Source organism: Bacillus sp. FSL L8-0099 (assembly GCF_038006385.1).
Classification (GTDB): Bacteria; Bacillota; Bacilli; order Bacillales; family Bacillaceae_G; genus Bacillus_A; species Bacillus_A toyonensis.
In genome coordinates this window covers 112,823-130,121 of record NZ_JBBOVC010000003.1, presented here as the reverse complement: position 1 = coordinate 130,121, position 17,299 = coordinate 112,823, and the positions used below count along the sequence as shown (strand labels likewise).

Here is a 17,299-nt window from a genome sequence, read left to right as displayed (position 1 = left end):
CCAGACCAGGAAACCATTTTAAATTTTATTTACATACAAAAAGTAAATTAAGCAGTAAGAAGGAGTGCACACATGAAAAAAATGTCAACAAAAGAATTAAGTAATGAATTAAAGAAGCAAGAAGGGATTATTTCTATTACAGTTGAGCCTTATGAAAAAATCGAAGTTGGTGGAATTCGTGTAGATGGACCAGCTGTTATTCTAATTAATCAAGAATAGCTAAAAATAGTTGTATGCAAGAAGAAAAGGATCAGCCTTTAAGAGAAGGGAGGATCCTTTTTGTTTGCTGCAACTTTTATTTGATGTGTTGGGGTTAAAAGGAAGGAGAGGGTCGGGATTATCATGGTGGAAAGCTTAATATTGGTAGGATTTCTTTTTACGTTATATAAATTAGTCGATAAAAAAACAAACTAATTTATATAACGATATATTGTTTCCTTTTTTAGGGCGAGATTTATTTGATAGTGAAATGGATAATGTAAAGGAGGAATTTAGATGGATGCAAGGAAAGAACGCATAAAATACGAAAAGATATCAAAGAATTATGAACGTATTTATTCGGTTTCGTTTATCCTATTAATTATACTTGTTTGTAGTAGTGTGATTATCATAGGAGCTACAGGAGGAAAATATGGAGTGTTTTTATTATTAGCAATTTTACTTAATGCACGTATTACGAAAGAATCTCAAAAAAAGTATGAGCACTATTCTAATAAAGGCCGTATTTAAAATCATACATATCCTAAAAGGAACAACCTAGATGTACATTCAAAATATCACTTTATCATCACCTATTAACTAGTAAAAGTAACTTTATATAAATAATTTTTAGCAATTTAGAAATAGAAACCGTATCTTATTAAAATGTTATTTCCGTTCCTATAATGAAGTATCCTTCTATTTATATCATATATTAGGAGAAAGAATGCAAATTAGAAAGGAGTCTTATAGAATGAGTTATTCGGAAGGAAATGACTTGAGTGAACAACATATGGTAAGTACAACTAATCCCTACGTATATCAGACATTACAATCAGTAATTGGTAAATATGTGGTTATTGAAACTGTAAGAGGTAATGTAAGAGGAAAGTTAAAAGATGATAAACCAGATCATTTGCTCATTGAAGATACGGTACCGTATATTGTACGAATTCAACAAATTTTATGGATTATGCCAAAATAATGACTAAATTACATCTAATTTGATTTATAACAAATTGGTTTCAAAGACGTCCAAATAAAAACACAGGATTTTATCTCTGTGTTTCTTCAAATTTTCTTTTTTGGATATATGCTTGAGCATGGATAATTTCTTTCTGAAGTTCTTTTAATTCTTCCGTAGATCCTGATTCAATCCTCATGTACGTAGTAACTAGACTAATCATCATATCCATCTTCTCTACTATATTTTGAATGACCTGTTCAGAATGCTCTTTTTCAGGATGTTGTATTGCTATTAATACATTTTCTATATAATTGTTTTTTCTTTGCTGGATATCATAAATAAACTGTTTTGTGTTTGAGTTCATTTGTTTTCCCTCCGTTTTGGATATATTTTCATTCTATCATATTTGAATAGAAAATATTGAATAGGCCGTTCTTACTTGCAACATTCATCGGTCAAAGGGATTTTCACAAGTGAGTTTGGTGAAGAACTCACTTGTAAATGGTATGAAGTTAAGAGGTAGCTGAAAAGAGTGATTCTAAACCGAGTCACTCTTTTGTTGTATAATTTTTTAAATCTTAATAGATTAAATGTATTGTAAAGAAGAACAAAGTGATAATAAAGTTGTAAAGAAGTTTCGTTTAAAGGGTTTAGAGGTTGTAGTTCATCTTGAATCGAGAGATTCATAAGAAAACGCCATCTTTTCTAATCTAGCTTGTTTAGAAAGAATAATGTTTTTTAGTACTTAAGAGTATTAAAATCTCTTAAGTTTATGGGCATGTATGGTGAGGCCTATTATGAAATTCTAAATAACTAATTATAATAGGTGAAAAAGACGATTAATAGTTGGGGTACGGAAAGGATTTGAATTCACATTCTTTCTCAATACATATTATGGATAAATAAAGTAAAATATGGATTGGGGTTATGTCTCATGTTGTGTTAATCCTAACAATAACTAAGGGTACATAATATGCTTTCATACCTTTGAATAATTTTGTTATAGAAGGGATGGAGATTTAAATGGCTCAAATTTTTGGTATTGATAGATATCTTTGTACTGGGGCTTTAATCTTTAAGAGTGAGGGCCTTTCCCTAAGTCTTGTCAGGAAGTAAGGAACAGTAAGCAAACACTTATACAATATGAATAGAGGAGAGGAATGCCTTATGAAAATACGTAGTCAAATTACATGTGCAAGTCTTGCCCTTTTAATAGCTGGAAGTTCCCTGTTATATACAACGCCAGCCTCAATTGTAAAAGCAGAGCCCACTCAAAGTGTATCTAGTTCGTTACAAACAAATACTCAACGAGATCATACTTCCGTCAAGCAAGCAATGCGGGATACATTGCAACTTGGATACCCGGGGATACTTGCTAAAACTTCTGAGGGTGGAAAAACGTGGGGGTATGCCGCTGGAATAGCGGATCTGAGAACCAAGAAACCAATGAAAACAGATTTTCGCTTTCGCATTGGGAGTGTGACGAAGACGTTCACCGCAACAGTTGTACTTCAATTAGTTGGAGAGAATCGCCTGAAGCTAGACGACTCCATCGAAAAATGGTTGCCTGGTGTCATTCAAGGAAATGGATATGATGGTAACAAGATTACTATCCGGCACATATTGAACCATACAAGTGGTATCGCTGAATACTCAAGGTCAAAAGACGCTGATTTTACGGATACAAAAAAATCGTATACGGCTGAAGAGTTAGTGAAGATGGGGGTTTCTCTGCCTCCAGACTTTGCCCCAGGAAAGGGCTGGTCTTATTCAAACACAGGATACGTATTACTGGGCATTCTTATTGAAAAAGTAACCAGAAACAGCTATGCGGAAGAGATTGAAAATCGGATTATTGAACCACTTGAATTGTCGAATACATTCCTACCAGGCAATTCAAGTGTTATTCCAGGCACTAACCATGCCCGTGGATATGTCCAACTAGACGGAGCAAGTGAGCTAAAAGACGTTACTTATTATAACCCAAGTGCAGGTAGCTCTGCTGGAGATATGATTTCTACTGCTGACGACTTAAACAAATTCTTCTCTTACTTGCTCGGTGGCAAATTACTGAAGGAACAGCAACTAAAACAAATGCTTACTACAGTTCCTACAGGAAAAGAAGGAATCGATGGATATGGTCTTGGAATCTATGAAACTAAGCTTCCAAGCGGTGTCTCGATATGGGGACACTCAGGTGGCATTCTAGGGTTTACAACTCTAGTTGGAGGTACACTTGGAGGCAATCATACGTTGGTCGTCAATTGGAATAGTTTGGGTAGAACTGGCAGTCCTAATCCTTTTAAAAATATTTTACTTGCTGAATTTAGCAAGTAGGAAAAAAGGAAAAATTTATCGTAGTTTTCATAGTTGAAAATGTACTTTTCTGGTTCAAAAGCCCCAACTTATTTTCAAGAAAACTTTGGGGCTTTTTTTGTTTTGGTGGCGTTTATTCTCCTTAAGTTGATGGATGTGGGGTAGCACCACATTACTATCAAGCTAAGGTTTTAATATATCTCCTAAATAAACATTTTCTTTTTCTACAGGTAGTTACTTTGAGAAGGTAGCTTATTTTTTCGTTTTGAGGGTGTTTATTTTTCTTAAGCTGATGGATATGGAGTATCCGCCCTAAGTTAAATAAATTTTGACTTAAAAACAAGTGATTTTAACAACGTTAGGAGTGTTCCATGCTGCACAATGTCATTTGTGTTGTATTGCAAGAAGAAAAATTACATTAGAAAAGAGCCAAAATTCATCCTGTTAAGGGTAAATCGATTCTTAATATTTAAAAGGATGGAAAAAAGAAACACAGAAATAAAAAACCTCTGTGTTTCTTTTTGATTAATATATTTACTGAACTTTCCGGTACAGATGCTCCTTCTATCCTATTATAAAAGCGATTTTGAAAGTAAGTAATTTGTAAGAAATGGGTAAGAAAAAAGAAATTTTCATTGTGTATGATAAAAATATAAAGAGGCGTGAAAGGCGAACAGATATGACTTATATATGAAAAGCAGACCAGTAACAAGACTGTTTCAAGGAAAAGAAGTAATTTATGTGGTTAACATATATGTGGAAAAAGAGGAATTTACCCAGGACAGAATGGCGTTTGTAAAAATAATAATTATGAAGATGATTACGAATTCAATGTTGCCTTTTTTTCTTTGGTGGAGATGATAGCTGTGTGGTTAATACGAAATAGCAAGAAACCATCTATACAATATGAATAGAGGAGAGGAATACCTGATGAAAACACGTAGTCAAATTACATGTGCAAGTCTTGCCCTTTTAGTAGCTGGAGGTTCCCTGTTTTATACAACTCCAACCTCAAGTGTAAAAGCGGAGTCCATTCAAAATGTACCTAGTTCGTTACAAACAAGCAACCAAAGACATCGAAATTCCGTCAAAGAGGCAATGTGGGATACATTGAAACTTGGATATCCAGGGATACTTGCTAAAACTTCTGAGGGTGGAAAAACGTGGGGTTATGCCGCTGGGGTAGCGGATCTGAGCACCAAAAAACCAATGAAAACAGATTTTCGTTTTCGCATTGCCAGCGTGACAAAGACGTTCACCGCAACGGTTGTACTTCAATTAGCTGGAGAGAACCGCCTGAATCTAGACGACTCCATCGAAAAATGGTTGCCTGGCGTCATTCAAGGAAACGGATATGATGGTAACCAGATTACTATCCGGCAGATATTGAATCATACAAGTGGTATCGTTGAATACGCAAGGTCAAAAGAAATTGATTTTTTTACGAATACAAAAAAATCGTTTACCGCTGAAGAACTAGTGAAGATTGGACTTTCGATGCCCCCAGAATTTGCCCCAGGAAAGGGCTGGTCCTACTCAAACACAGGATACGTATTACTGGGCATCCTTATTGAAAAAGTAACCGGAAACAGCTATGCGGAAGAGATTGAAAATCGGATTATTGAACCGCTTGAATTGTCGAATACATTCCTACCTGGCAATTCAAGCGTTATTCCAGGCACCAAGCATGCCCGTGGATATTTACAACCAGACGGAGCAAGTGAGCTAAAAGACGTTACTTATTATAACCCAAGTATAGGTAGCTCGGCTGGAGATATGATTTCTACTGCTGACGACTTAAACAAATTCTTCTCTTCCTTGCTCGGTGGCAAATTACTAAAGGAACAGCAACTAAAACAAATGCTTACTACAGTTCCTACAGGAATTGCTGAAACCGGCGGATATGGTCTTGGAATCTATGAAACTAAGCTTCCAAACGGTGTCTCAATATGGGGACACTCAGGTGGCATTCCAGGATTTAGTACCTTTGCTGGAGGTACACTTGGAGGCAAGCATACATTGGCCGTCAATTTGAACAACCTTAAAGCTGATAGTCCTGATCCTTTTAAAAATATTTTACTTGCTGAATTTAGCAAGTAGTAAAAAAGGAAAAACGGATAAATTTTGTCATAGCTTTTATAGTTAAACAAATAAATGATGAAATTGATTACTTATCTAAGGAGGCAATTCCCTCATGAAAAATAAACTAACTGGTGTATTAGCCGCTACATTAGCGCTAACTATGATTCTACCAACAGGGGCGAAAGCATTTTCTGACAGTAAGACTACAGTTGTATCTAACGCAGAAGTAGCTAGCCAAGAGCTGAAGAAAATTGCAGCAGAGAAGGCTGCGCTACTCACGAAGTCCCATGGGACGACTAGTGTGCAGTATGCGCTAATTGATAATGGCAAGCTTACTTTGTCGGGGCAGGCTGGAAAGAACGATATGGAAGGGGAACAGCCACTAACCAAAGATACTCTATACGGGATTGGTTCAGTCAGTAAAATGTATGCAACAGCGGCTGTAATGAAATTGGTCGACGAAGGAAAAGTCGATTTGGATGCTCCTGTGGTCAACTATGTTCCTGATTTTAAGATGAAAGATGGGCGGTACAAACGCATTACCCCGCGTATGTTGTTGAATCACTCCTCCGGCTTGCAAGGTTCCACGTTAAGTAATGCATTTTTATTTAACGATAATGATACCTATTCCCATGATTTCTTGTTGCAGCAATTGTCCAACCAGAGCCTGAAAGCAGACCCTGGCGCGTTCTCGGTATACTGCAACGATGGCTTTACGCTGGCCGAAATTTTGGTGGAAAGAGTCAGCGGTATGAGCTTTACCGAATTTCTACATCAACGGTTTACGGAACCTTTAAAGATGAATCATACAAAAACGCCACAGGACAAATGGAGAGACGAAAAGCGGGCTGGACTTTATTTTCCGGCGTACCAAGGACAGCTTCCAATTGAATCAGTGAATGTGATTGGTACGGGAGGGGTCTCTTCCACAGCAGAAGATATGGTACGATTCTCACAATTATTTATGGGACAGGGAAAAGGGATCCTCTCTGATAAGGTAGTCAAGGCGATGGAGAAAGAGGAATATAAAAAAGGAATGTGGCCGGGGGATGGAGATAATATTTTTAACTATGGTCTTGGCTGGGATAGTGTGAAACTATACCCATTCAGTGAATATGGGATAAAAGGCTTGGCTAAGGGCGGCGACACGGCACTTCAACATGCTATACTGGTCGTGCTTCCAGAACAGAAAATGGCAGTGGCTGTGTTGTCATCCGGTGGACGAAGCTCTACAAATCAACTGCTGGCAACAGAATTGCTGCTCGCCGTGCTTAAAGAGAAGGGTACAATTAAGAACATCAAGCCGAACAAATCTTTTGGCAAGCCGGTCAAGGTCAAGATGCCTCAAGACGTGGTAAAGAAAGCGGGCTTTTATGGCAACAGCGAAACTCATTTCAAAATTGAAATTACGAAGAATGGAGAACTGTTCTTACCATCTAATCGAGAAGAAAAATATGTATATACTGCGGATGGAAGCTTTATTAATGAGAAGGGTACTTCTAAGCTCAACTTTGTCACCGAGAAGAATGGAAGAACTTATTTGAGGGAGAGCACATATAAATCGACACCAGACTTAGGGCAAAGTGCGATGACTCACTATTTAGCCGAGAAACTAGAAGACAATGTGCTATCAAAGAAAACCGCTGCCGCATGGGCGAAGCGGGAAGGTGTCAAGTTCTATCTCGTGAATGAGAAATTTAGTTCTATTGAATATCTCGTACAACCGAAACTTATTACAACACAAATTACTCGTAAGGAAGGCCTGGCAGGTTATTGGGAGGGCAGAAAAATTACAGGTCCGAACACCGCGACGCATCAGCTCCAAATCCCCGTAATGAATGGCCGTGATACGACGGAAACGCATTTCTATACAGAAGGCGGCAATGAATATATGGAAATGGCCGGGTTGTTATACGTAAGTGGAAGCAACGTAAAACCACTTGATGCTGGCCAATCATCCAAAGTTACGCTGCAAGCAAATGGGCATGCTAAATGGTTTACAATCCCGCAAGCGGCAGCCGGGAAAATGATGACTGTGACGTTGCCATCGAAGGGTTCGTTTGTGGTGTATGATGAGAAGGGAGTATGTGTTAATTTTACCGTTGTGAGCGGCAATAACAAAGTGAAATTGCCGAAGAACGGAACGGTTGTATTTGCTGGGGCACCGAACTCAGAATTTGCAATCACGGCAAAATAGCTACAATTCAAGATAAATTTCAACAAAACCAGTGCGACACAGAAAAGGTGTTTTGCTGGTTTTGTTTGTATTTACGTATTATCTCTACGAAGAGAATTTCAACGAATAATATCACGCTCAAACTCTGTAAAAACAGCTATCATACCAATTCAGGGCAATCATCATTTGCTCCATCAATCTTCTTGATGTAAATACGTTCGCAGCCGGTATTATGATGTACAAGCCCTATACGATACAGGAATTATCCGAGGTGTTTCAGCTACTAAGTTTACACCATATGGCACACTCACACGTCAACAGGTTGCACTTATGTTAGAACGAACTCTAGCATATCTAGGTGTAGAACAAGAGTCAAATATAGGGCCCTACCACATCTCTATCAAGCTAAGAAAAGTAAATACTCCCAGAACGAAATTTTGTGCTAACTTGTAGCAAAAAAGCTCATTTTTTGTTTTGGGGTAATTCTGAATTCTTAAGTTGATGGGCATGCGGCAGTACCCCTAAAAGGAACAGCCTAGATGTACATTTAAAATATCCATATACCATCACCTATTAACTAGTAAAAGTAACTTTATATAAATAATTGTTAGCAATTTAGAAATAAAAACCGTATCTGATTAAAATGTTATTTCCGTTCCTATAATGAATTATCCTTCTAGCATATTTATAAGATTTATATCATATATTAGGAGAAAGAATGCAAATTAGAAAGGAGTCTTATAGAATGAGTTATTCGGAAGGAAATGACTTGAGTGAACAACATATGGTAAGTACAACTAATCCCTACGTATATCAGACATTACAATCAGTAATTGGTAAATATGTGGTTATTGAAACTGTAAGAGGTAATGTAAGAGGAAAGTTAAAAGATGTTAAACCAGATCATTTACTTATTGAAGATACGGTACCGTATATTGTACGAATTCAACAAATTGTATGGATTATGCCAAAACAATGACTAAATTACATCTAATTTGATGTATAACAAATTGGTTTCATAGACGTCCAAATAAAAACACAGGGTTTTATCTCTGTGTTTCTTCAAATTTTCTTTTTTGAATATATGCTTGAGCATGAATAATTTCTTTCTGAAGTTCTTTTAATTCTTCCGTAGATCCTAATTCAATCCTCATGTACGTAGTAACTAGACTAATCATCATATCCATCTTCTCTACTATATTTTTAAAAAGTAGGGTTCCCTAACGTGGGCAGATTGTTTCAACAGATAAATTTACTGTCGATGGTCATAGTAGAAAGCAAGTGGTCTACAAACAAATAATCTCCTAAATTATTAAAAATTTTTAGTTCCAGTTACAGAATTCTTATTATATAAGGATTCTTTTTTGTATCAAAAGTATACAAAGTAAAAAGATAAGATCGGCGAACACGATCTTATCTTAAGCACAAGGAGTAAACAAAAAGCATAACCATTATATTTTTATTTTGCTTAGATTTTTGCTGATTCTTAATATTAAAACCATAATCAACAATAGTATATATATTGAGAAAGTAATTACAAATTTTGTTGTAAATGTTTAAAAAAATGAAAGTAAACTTTCACTTTCCTCTAAATATTGACTTAATAGAATTTTTTTATCGAATTTTTTTAATGTCTTGAACAATTTCTTCATAAGGAGTATTTTCGACACCTGAATATTTTTTTAGAACTTTTCCATTTTTGTCAATCAGATAAAAACTTGTACCATGTATAACTTGTGTATCATTTTCTGGTTTAGTTACAAGTGATTGGAAGTTTTCTTTAGCAAACTTTTCAATATCTGCTCTTTTATATCCCGTGAGGAAATGAGTCCTATTTCCATCCATTTCATAGACCTTCATAAATTCTGTTATTTTTTCTGGTGTGTCTACTTCAGGATCAACACTAAATGATACAAACTCTACATCTTTAATCCCATCCGTATTCAACATTCTCTGGATTTTTGCCATATTTGCTGTCATAGGTGGACAAACTGTTTGGCAACTTGTAAAGAAGAAATCAGCTACCCAAATTTTATCTTGTAACTCAGCTGATCCAAATTGCTTCCCATTTTGATCTGTAAATGAGAACTTTTGCACATCCCAATTTAGTGAATTGTTGAGTTCTGCATCTTTGCATGCTCCTAGAGATATAACTGTGAATATAAGTATAAGTGATTTAATGAAATTCATTTTTTTCATATGTATTTATCTCCTTTCAATTTTTATAGATTTTACGGGATGGTTACATGAACTATCCAACACTCGGTAGTATTTACTTTGGTTAATTTTTATGTTTAATAGCCATCGAATTAATCCTAACAAAACCGAATGAATCCCCTTGTTCCAGGGTATTTATAATAATACTACTATGCATATAGCTTCCTCTTTGATGTTTATAGTTCACAAGACTGCTTATAATTAAGATTGTTAGGTATGTCATTATTACATACATAGCTTCTTTATTTTATGGATCATAATAAAAGGTTAAAGGTAAAGTAAAACAAGAAGATATTATCTAGTACTTTGTTATACAAAGCGCGATATCTGATAAGAAGTATTTTATGTAAGGAAAAATAGATAGTTCATTCAACAACTTATTGATAATACTGGTAATACATTCATCTCGGTATGATCATTGAATTAATATCCTTCATAAGAGTGAAAAAACACCATATATTTGGATAATTTGTTAAAAATAGAGTTAACTATAGTATAAATTAAAGATTAAATTATACATATTGAGAAAATATTTTAGAGATTGAATATTAAGATTTCCCCTATTAAAATTAAATTTGAAATGAAAGGATAATCTGTAAGCATGGCCTTTATGTAGAAAAGAGATAGGACTATTTCTATCTCTTTTTGTTATGCTGGCAGTTTATATATCTTTAATTAATTCTTTAGACACATATAAAGGAATTTAGATTATACCTGATATATTCCTTTTATTAAGTTAACTAAGTTAATTGATTCTAGAATTTTAAAACATTAGGAGGATAGCAAATGAAAAATTATCAACTTACACAGATTTTAAGAGAAAAAAGAAATATAGACAAAAATTATTATGAATTTTTGCATGAAACGGATCTAAGTATGGGGATTTATGAATTGAAGGCAGGATCTTTAGATATGCAACAACCACATACAGAAGATGAAGTATATTATATTATCAATGGCAGAGCACAACTTGAAGTAGAGAGTGAAAATATTTTTGTGGAATCTGGTTCTATTATTTATGTAAAGGCTAACATGAAACATAGATTTCATACTATTGAAGAAGATCTCACGGTACTAGTTTTCTTTGCACCTGCTGAATACTCTTGCGAAAAAGATTTTTAATTACAACGATAATTGCATAATAAGAAAGGTAAAAATAAATATCTTTTTATCAAGTTTGTTTAAATTAGACAACAACTAATTATAGGCAAGTATGTAATTCCATTAAAGAAAAATAAATTTTTTCAATAAATAATAATCAATAGAAAAAAACATAAATGTAAAAAAAAGTAAATTTATGTTTAAAAAAGGTAAACTTTACGGCGTTTTAATGAATTCTTGTTTGTTTTTCTTAAGTAAAAATATCTAGTTGTATGACTTTTGATTTGGGAATTTTTAGTATTTTTTTACATAAAAATATATTTACGGGAAAATATTTCTAAATATTTCTAATCTATTGAACAATTAAAAGTTTTAGTATACGATTACAACGTGATATCAAGATATACAGAGAAGAAAAGGAGATTACATATGAAAAATAAAAAAATTGGAATCATCATGAGAAAAGGTTATAGCATTCATGGTGATCATATTGAAACTGCAGGAAGAATATCTGATGAACTTTACTTGTTTACGAGTGTACCAAGTAAAACAATTGATGCGCGCTTTAAAGAAGTAATTGTACTTGAAGAGGCTTCTGAAATAGATGCTGAAAATTATATTTTTGCAAAAGGAAAAGATATAGGAATTAGCTTTTTTGTCACTTGGCAAGAAACTGATATTGTCTTAACTGCTAAAATTAATGAACGCTTTGGGAATAAAGCGTTATCTGTTGAAGCTGCTACGACATCTCGAGATAAATCAAAGCAGAGAGAATTTATGTTAAAGAATTCTATTGCTAGTCCTAAATTTGCAAAAGTTAATTCTATAGAGGATGCAGAGAAAGAAATAGAAAATATTCCTTTCCCTGTAATCATTAAGCCTACTATGGCTGCTAGCAGTGAATCTGTATATTTAGTTAACAACTTAGAAGAATTGAATAATTCATTAGAAAAAATTATTAATCTTTCTAAAACAAATAAAGGATTCTACTTTAACCAAACACAACAATGTGTGGCATTAGTAGAAGAATTTCTGACTGGTGAAGAAATTACAGTTGATGGAGTCGTTTTAAATGGAGAATTTTACCTTGGTGGAATTCACAATAAAAATAAAATGATGGGTCCATATTTCGAGGAAGATGAATACACTTTACCGTATGTTGGTGTAGATGAAGACATAGTTGTTAATATTGCTAAAGAAATATGTGGAAAATTAGCTATTGAAAACAGTTTATTTAATGTAGAACTACGCCGAGATACGCAAGGGAATTTTAAAGTTGTAGAATTTAGTACTAGAATCAGTGGCGGGCATGTTTATCGTAATATACGTGATGTACATGGAATTGATTTAGTAGCCGTTAATATTCTTGGTTTATTAGATTGTAAAGGGGATATTATGGAATTCTTCTTAACTAGATCTACAACACCAAAATCTTGTACTTGTATTAAATTTGTATATAGATCTGGAATTATAAAGAAAAATGAATTGGGAATTGTTGCTGAACAGCCAGAGTATAAGGCTTACTATCCTGTAGCAAAAGTAGGAGCTGAAGTATATCATGCTCCAAAAGGATTTGATATAACGGGCTTACTTTCATTAAGAGCACCCTATAATGATAAATCTGATGTAGAAAAATTGCGCCAAAGAGCTAGAGTATTAGATAATCAATTAAATATAGAATTAGAAATTCCGGTACATGCATAAAAACTTAAGTAAATCTGGTTGTTATATTCCTTGTTTTAAATGAGGAATATAACCGCTAGATTTATCGATAAATTATTTAATAGTATCAATTTAAAACCCAGTAATCCTATGTGTATTCTTATAGAAATGGAGTGGAAAATATTATGAATAAGAAAGTATCTATTTTGGGAGCACCTACTTACTTCGGAGCTAGTATAGGAGGGGTTGACCTTGGACCATATGTTGTAAGATATGGCGGTATGTCTAAACAATTAACTGAAATCGGAATTGATTTTGTTGATCTAGGAGACATTTCTCTTCCTTCAACCAATAATGAAAATTATGGAATTGTCAAACAAGAGTTTTCAAATGAAGTAATTGATATATGTAAAAATATTGCCTCGACAGTTGAGAACGAATTGGAAAAAGGGCATTTCCCATTAGTTTTAGGAGGAGATCATAGTATTGCAATTGGTACTGTTACTGGAATTCTTAGAAAAATACCACGATTGGGAGTAATCTGGTTTGATGCTCATGGGGATGCAAATACATTTGAAACATCGATTTCTGGTAATATTCATGGGATGTCTTTAGCAATTCTCTTAGGATACGGTAACGAAAAATTTAAAGATTTTCTAGAGAAAGAAACTAAAATTGATCCAAAGAATATCGTACAAATAGGAATTCGTGATTTAGACCCGGGGGAAGAAGAGTTTCTCAAAAATTTAGGAGTAACAATTTTTACAGCAGAAGATGTGAGAAAACAAGGAATAAAAAGTATTATGGAAAAAGCAATTAAGATTCTCAATAATAATACAGATGCAGTTCATCTAACATTTGATTTAGATGCTTTAGATCCTGAATTTGCTCCTGGAGGAGGATTGGCAGTTCCACATGGTTTAAGTTTAGATGATACAAAAGAGGCAATTGATATGCTAAGAAATAATACAAACTTAGTAGCTGCAGAGTTCACGGAAATAAACCCTATATTAGACAAGGATAATATTACTGTCAACACAACAATTGAACTTATCACTGAACTTTTAAGTAAGAAAGTTACTATGTCTAAATAAAACTTTTTCTGGAATTATTTTTAAAAATATAAAAAAACTATAAAAAAACTATAAAAAAACTATAAAAAATAAAATTATATACGAGAATTTAAAAAAAAACGAAAAGGACGAGTCAAATGAATAATAAAATCTATGACGTTATTGGAATTGGATTTGGGCCAGCGAACCTAGCTTTAGCAACTGCTATTGAAGAAGAAAATAATTCAATGGAAAGAATTTTTCTAGAAGAAAAAACGCACTATCAATGGCATCCGGGGATGCTTTTAGATAATACAAATATTCAAATTTCATTTTTGAAAGACCTTGTAACTCTAAAAAATCCTAAAAGTAAATTCTCCTTTTTAAATTATCTACATGAAAATGAAAGACTAAGCGATTTTATTAATCTCTCAGAGTTTTATCCGTCACGACTTGAATACAATGATTATATGTCTTGGGTTGCTTCTCAATTAGAAGAACACGTTTATTATAGTCGAACAGTAATTTCAGTAGACCCTATTATATCTGAAGATTCCGTCGAATTATTAGAAGTTATTGTGCAAAATACAAAAACTAATCAATTAGAGAGCTATATTACTAAAAATATTGTTTTGGCTACGGGTGGAACACCAAGAACGCCAATAAATATTGAAATGAATAATAGTAGAGTATTTCATTCAAGTCAATTTAAAAACAAAATTAATAACTTTAAACAAAATGATGCTCATAAGTTTTTAGTTGTAGGGTCGGGACAAAGCTCAGCTGAATTATTTTTCCATCTAATCAATAATTATCCGAAATCAGATATTACGGCAACGATGAGACCTTTCTCATATAAAGCTGTAAATGAAAGTAAGCTTGTTAATCGTATATTTGACGCTAATATGATTGACTTTATTTATTCTTTACCAGAAAAAAATCGAGATGCTTTATTAAAACACCACAGTGATACTAATTATGCAGCTGCGGATGGAAGTTTAATAAGCCAAATTAATAAAGCTTTATATAACCAAAAATTTCATGGAGAAGATCGTTTTAGAATACAGCCATTTTTAGAATTAACGGAGATAAAAACACTGTCTGATAAAGCGGTTGTTTATTACAAAGACATAGTTAAACATACAGAAGTTGTTATTGAAGCTGATGCTGTAATTCTTGCTACTGGGTACGAAAGTAAAAAGAACCATCCTTTATTAAAAAATCTTAACTCGTACATTTCAGATAATATTGAAGTTTCCCGAAATTATCGTTTAGAAACAACGGATAAATTTAAACCTGGTATTTATTTGCAGGGTGTAAATGAAAGCACTCATGGACTGAGTGACACTTTATTATCTAATTTATCTATTCGATCAAATGAAATTTTAAAAACCGTACAAGAAAATAATTCATTAACAGAAGAAAAAACTAAAAACGTGGTTTCATAATATAGGGGGTCTAAAGATGCATATTGAAAAGATAAATCCACAGATTTTCACAAATGAATATGATATTATGTGTCAACGATTATTTCCGCATTCTAATAAATTATATGATTCACCATTTGGTGCAATGTGGGGAATCATAGAACCTGGAGAAATTTCTAAAATTCATGGACATCATGAAGTTGAAACTTTTATTATCTTTAAGGGTGAAGGAATAGTTAAAGTGGGTAAAAAAGAAGAACCTGTTACGCAAGGGGACGCTATCTTTATTCCACCATTTGAAGAACATAGTTTGAAAAATACATCAGATGAAAATTTGATATTCTTCACCATATGGTGGGAAAATGCTTTTAGTAAAAAAAATAGCAAGAAGTTAGATTCAGGTAAAAAGAAATATTTAATAACGGCCACACCACCAACGCCTAATGGTGATTTACATGTGGGGCACCTATCTGGTCCATATACAGGAGCTGACATTTTAACTAGATATTTAAAACTTAAAGGAAATGAAGTCTTTTATATGAGTGGGGCAGATGATCATCAAAGCTATGTGCCGTTTAAGGCGGGACAATTAGAAAAATCTCCTAGAGAAACGGCAGATCATTTTGCTAATGAAATTGAAAAAACATTAAGACTAGCAGAAATTAATCCGGATATTTTTGTAAAACCTCATTTTTCAACATTCCATATTGAGTTTGTCAAAGAATTTTTTGAAAAACTTTGGAATGAAGGTAAATTAGTAGAAAAAGAAGTCGACATTCTATTCTGTAAGCAATGCGATAAGCACCTTTATGAAGCTTATGTGAGAGGTAATTGTCCACATTGTGATGAATTATCAGATGGCAACGCTTGTGAAAAATGTGGTAGACCTAATTTGTGTATAGATTTATTAAACCCAACTTGTAAATGTTGTGGCAGCGAACCAGAGAAATCTAAAATTAAACAACTATTTTTCCCATTAAGTAATTATAAAACACAATTAAAACAGTACTACAAAGAATTAAAAATAGGGCCACATCTAACGGCATTATGTGAGAGAATGCTAGATGAGGATTTGCCTGATATTCCTATTTCACATGTATCTGATTGGGGAATTCCAGTTCCGGTAGAAGGATATGAAAATCAAACTATATATGTATGGTTTGAAATGGCACCTGGATATTTATCTGCAACAAACGAATTAATTCAGGATAAAAACCTTTCGTATACGTTAAGAGATTTTTGGAATAATCAAGATACAACTATCATTAATTTCTTTGGATATGATAATGGTTATTTCCATTCAGTGCTTTTCCCGGCTATTTGGCTAGCATATAGTGAAGATATAACTCTTCCTAAAACAATGATAACAAATGAATTTTATCAACTAGAGGGTCTTAAGTTTTCAACAAGCAGGGGACATGCTGTATGGGGCAAAGAATTATTAGAAAATGCTTCACATGATGTTGTAAGGTATTATTTATCTTATAGTAGACCGGAAACAGTTGAAACAAACTTCACTATGGAAGAATTTAATCATATTGTAGATACGAACTTAAACCAAGAATGGGAATCATGGTTACATGATTTAAAATGCAAGTTAGAAGCAGAGTTTCCAAATGGTGCTCCAGAATTAGAGACACTGTCAGGTAACTATTTAATGTATTATCAACATGTAAATCGAATTATGAATGAAATTATGAATGCATATGAACCAAATACATTTTCACCGCAAAAGGTAGTTAGGTTATTAAATGAATTAGTCAGAATTGCTAAAAAATTCTCGGCAGGAGAAGAATTTTTAACGGTATTAAAGAATAATCAACAAAGAAGAAATACTGCTATTGCCCTAGAATTATATACTGCAAAAATTTTAGCAATATTTTCTAGCCCAATCATGCCTACATTTGGTAAAATGCTATGGGGGGATTTGGGATTTAATGTTGACATGCAGTTGGATGAGGAAGTAAGCTTTTTGCCTGCTGGACAGAAAGTGGATCTTCAAGAGAATTATTTTTCAAAAACAAACGACAGTTTTTATCTTCAGAATATTTGATAATATGAGGAGGTAGTACTTACCTCCTCATATTTCCTAATAAAAAAT

At 33.5% G+C, this 17,299-nt stretch carries 15 protein-coding genes and 1 pseudogene; 13 read left to right on the top strand and 3 right to left on the bottom strand.

Features of this window, described 5'->3' with window-relative positions; genetic code table 11:
- The first annotated feature begins 72 nt into the window (after positions 1-72).
- The 3 genes from MHH42_RS29900 (at position 73) to MHH42_RS29890 (ending at position 1,183) form a co-directional block, all read left to right on the top strand.
- A complete protein-coding gene (locus MHH42_RS29900) occupies positions 73-219 on the top strand; it encodes a BC1881 family protein (protein ID WP_070173488.1) in 147 nt (48 codons plus the stop codon).
- Positions 220-495: 276 nt separating this feature from the next.
- Positions 496-729, top strand: coding sequence for a hypothetical protein (locus MHH42_RS29895; protein WP_000340029.1), 234 nt, complete (start codon positions 496-498; stop codon positions 727-729).
- A gap of 223 nt (positions 730-952) precedes the next feature.
- Positions 953-1,183 carry a YuzF family protein gene (locus tag MHH42_RS29890; RefSeq protein ID WP_340895215.1) on the top strand — a complete coding sequence of 77 codons (231 nt, stop codon included), beginning with the start codon at positions 953-955 and terminating at the stop codon, positions 1,181-1,183.
- A 70-nt stretch (positions 1,184-1,253) separates the two neighbouring features.
- Here the strand turns inward: MHH42_RS29890 and MHH42_RS29885 are convergent, their stop codons facing one another.
- Positions 1,254-1,529, bottom strand: coding sequence for a hypothetical protein (locus MHH42_RS29885; RefSeq protein WP_001087717.1), 276 nt, complete (start codon positions 1,527-1,529; stop codon positions 1,254-1,256).
- An 803-nt stretch (positions 1,530-2,332) separates the two neighbouring features.
- Between MHH42_RS29885 and MHH42_RS29880 the strand changes: the two genes are divergently transcribed.
- From MHH42_RS29880 to MHH42_RS29865, 5 genes and pseudogenes are all read left to right on the top strand, one after another.
- Complete coding sequence (locus MHH42_RS29880; protein WP_070173486.1) at positions 2,333-3,502, top strand: serine hydrolase domain-containing protein; 1,170 nt, start codon at positions 2,333-2,335, stop codon at positions 3,500-3,502.
- A 909-nt stretch (positions 3,503-4,411) separates the two neighbouring features.
- Positions 4,412-5,581: a serine hydrolase domain-containing protein gene (locus tag MHH42_RS29875; RefSeq protein WP_097872991.1), complete on the top strand. Its 1,170-nt coding sequence runs from the start codon at positions 4,412-4,414 to the stop codon at positions 5,579-5,581.
- 94 nt (positions 5,582-5,675) lie between these two features.
- Entirely contained in the window at positions 5,676-7,760 is a 2,085-nt protein-coding gene (locus MHH42_RS29870; RefSeq protein ID WP_340895212.1) for a serine hydrolase domain-containing protein, read from the top strand.
- Positions 7,761-7,982: 222 nt separating this feature from the next.
- Positions 7,983-8,192 (top strand): annotated as a pseudogene (locus MHH42_RS32510) (hypothetical protein); the annotation flags it as partial.
- Positions 8,193-8,484: 292 nt separating this feature from the next.
- Positions 8,485-8,718 (top strand): YuzF family protein, encoded by a 234-nt coding sequence (locus tag MHH42_RS29865; RefSeq protein WP_016090794.1) that lies wholly within the window; start codon positions 8,485-8,487, stop codon positions 8,716-8,718.
- Positions 8,719-8,785: 67 nt separating this feature from the next.
- Here the strand turns inward: MHH42_RS29865 and MHH42_RS29860 are convergent, their stop codons facing one another.
- Entirely contained in the window at positions 8,786-8,920 is a 135-nt protein-coding gene (locus MHH42_RS29860; protein WP_002106854.1) for a hypothetical protein, read from the bottom strand.
- Between the two features lie 433 nt (positions 8,921-9,353).
- Positions 9,354-9,938 (bottom strand): SCO family protein, encoded by a 585-nt coding sequence (locus tag MHH42_RS29855; RefSeq protein WP_000738659.1) that lies wholly within the window; start codon positions 9,936-9,938, stop codon positions 9,354-9,356.
- Between the two features lie 804 nt (positions 9,939-10,742).
- Between MHH42_RS29855 and MHH42_RS29850 the strand changes: the two genes are divergently transcribed.
- The 5 genes from MHH42_RS29850 to MHH42_RS29830 all read left to right on the top strand — a co-directional run bounded on the left by MHH42_RS29850 (position 10,743) and on the right by MHH42_RS29830 (position 17,251).
- A complete protein-coding gene (locus MHH42_RS29850; RefSeq protein ID WP_000800967.1) occupies positions 10,743-11,078 on the top strand; it encodes a cupin domain-containing protein in 336 nt (111 codons plus the stop codon).
- Positions 11,079-11,486: 408 nt separating this feature from the next.
- The gene (locus tag MHH42_RS29845) at positions 11,487-12,761 is read left to right on the top strand and encodes an ATP-grasp domain-containing protein (protein ID WP_098835657.1); all 1,275 of its coding nucleotides are present in this window, start codon (positions 11,487-11,489) and stop codon (positions 12,759-12,761) included.
- A gap of 143 nt (positions 12,762-12,904) precedes the next feature.
- Positions 12,905-13,813 (top strand): arginase, encoded by a 909-nt coding sequence (gene rocF / locus MHH42_RS29840; RefSeq protein WP_001036986.1) that lies wholly within the window; start codon positions 12,905-12,907, stop codon positions 13,811-13,813.
- A gap of 116 nt (positions 13,814-13,929) precedes the next feature.
- On the top strand, positions 13,930-15,219 hold the full coding sequence (locus MHH42_RS29835) for a lysine N(6)-hydroxylase/L-ornithine N(5)-oxygenase family protein (protein ID WP_070173482.1): 1,290 nt from the start codon (positions 13,930-13,932) through the stop codon (positions 15,217-15,219).
- 16 nt (positions 15,220-15,235) lie between these two features.
- Positions 15,236-17,251, top strand: coding sequence for a class I tRNA ligase family protein (locus MHH42_RS29830; RefSeq protein WP_070173481.1), 2,016 nt, complete (start codon positions 15,236-15,238; stop codon positions 17,249-17,251).
- Positions 17,252-17,299 lie beyond the last annotated feature (48 nt).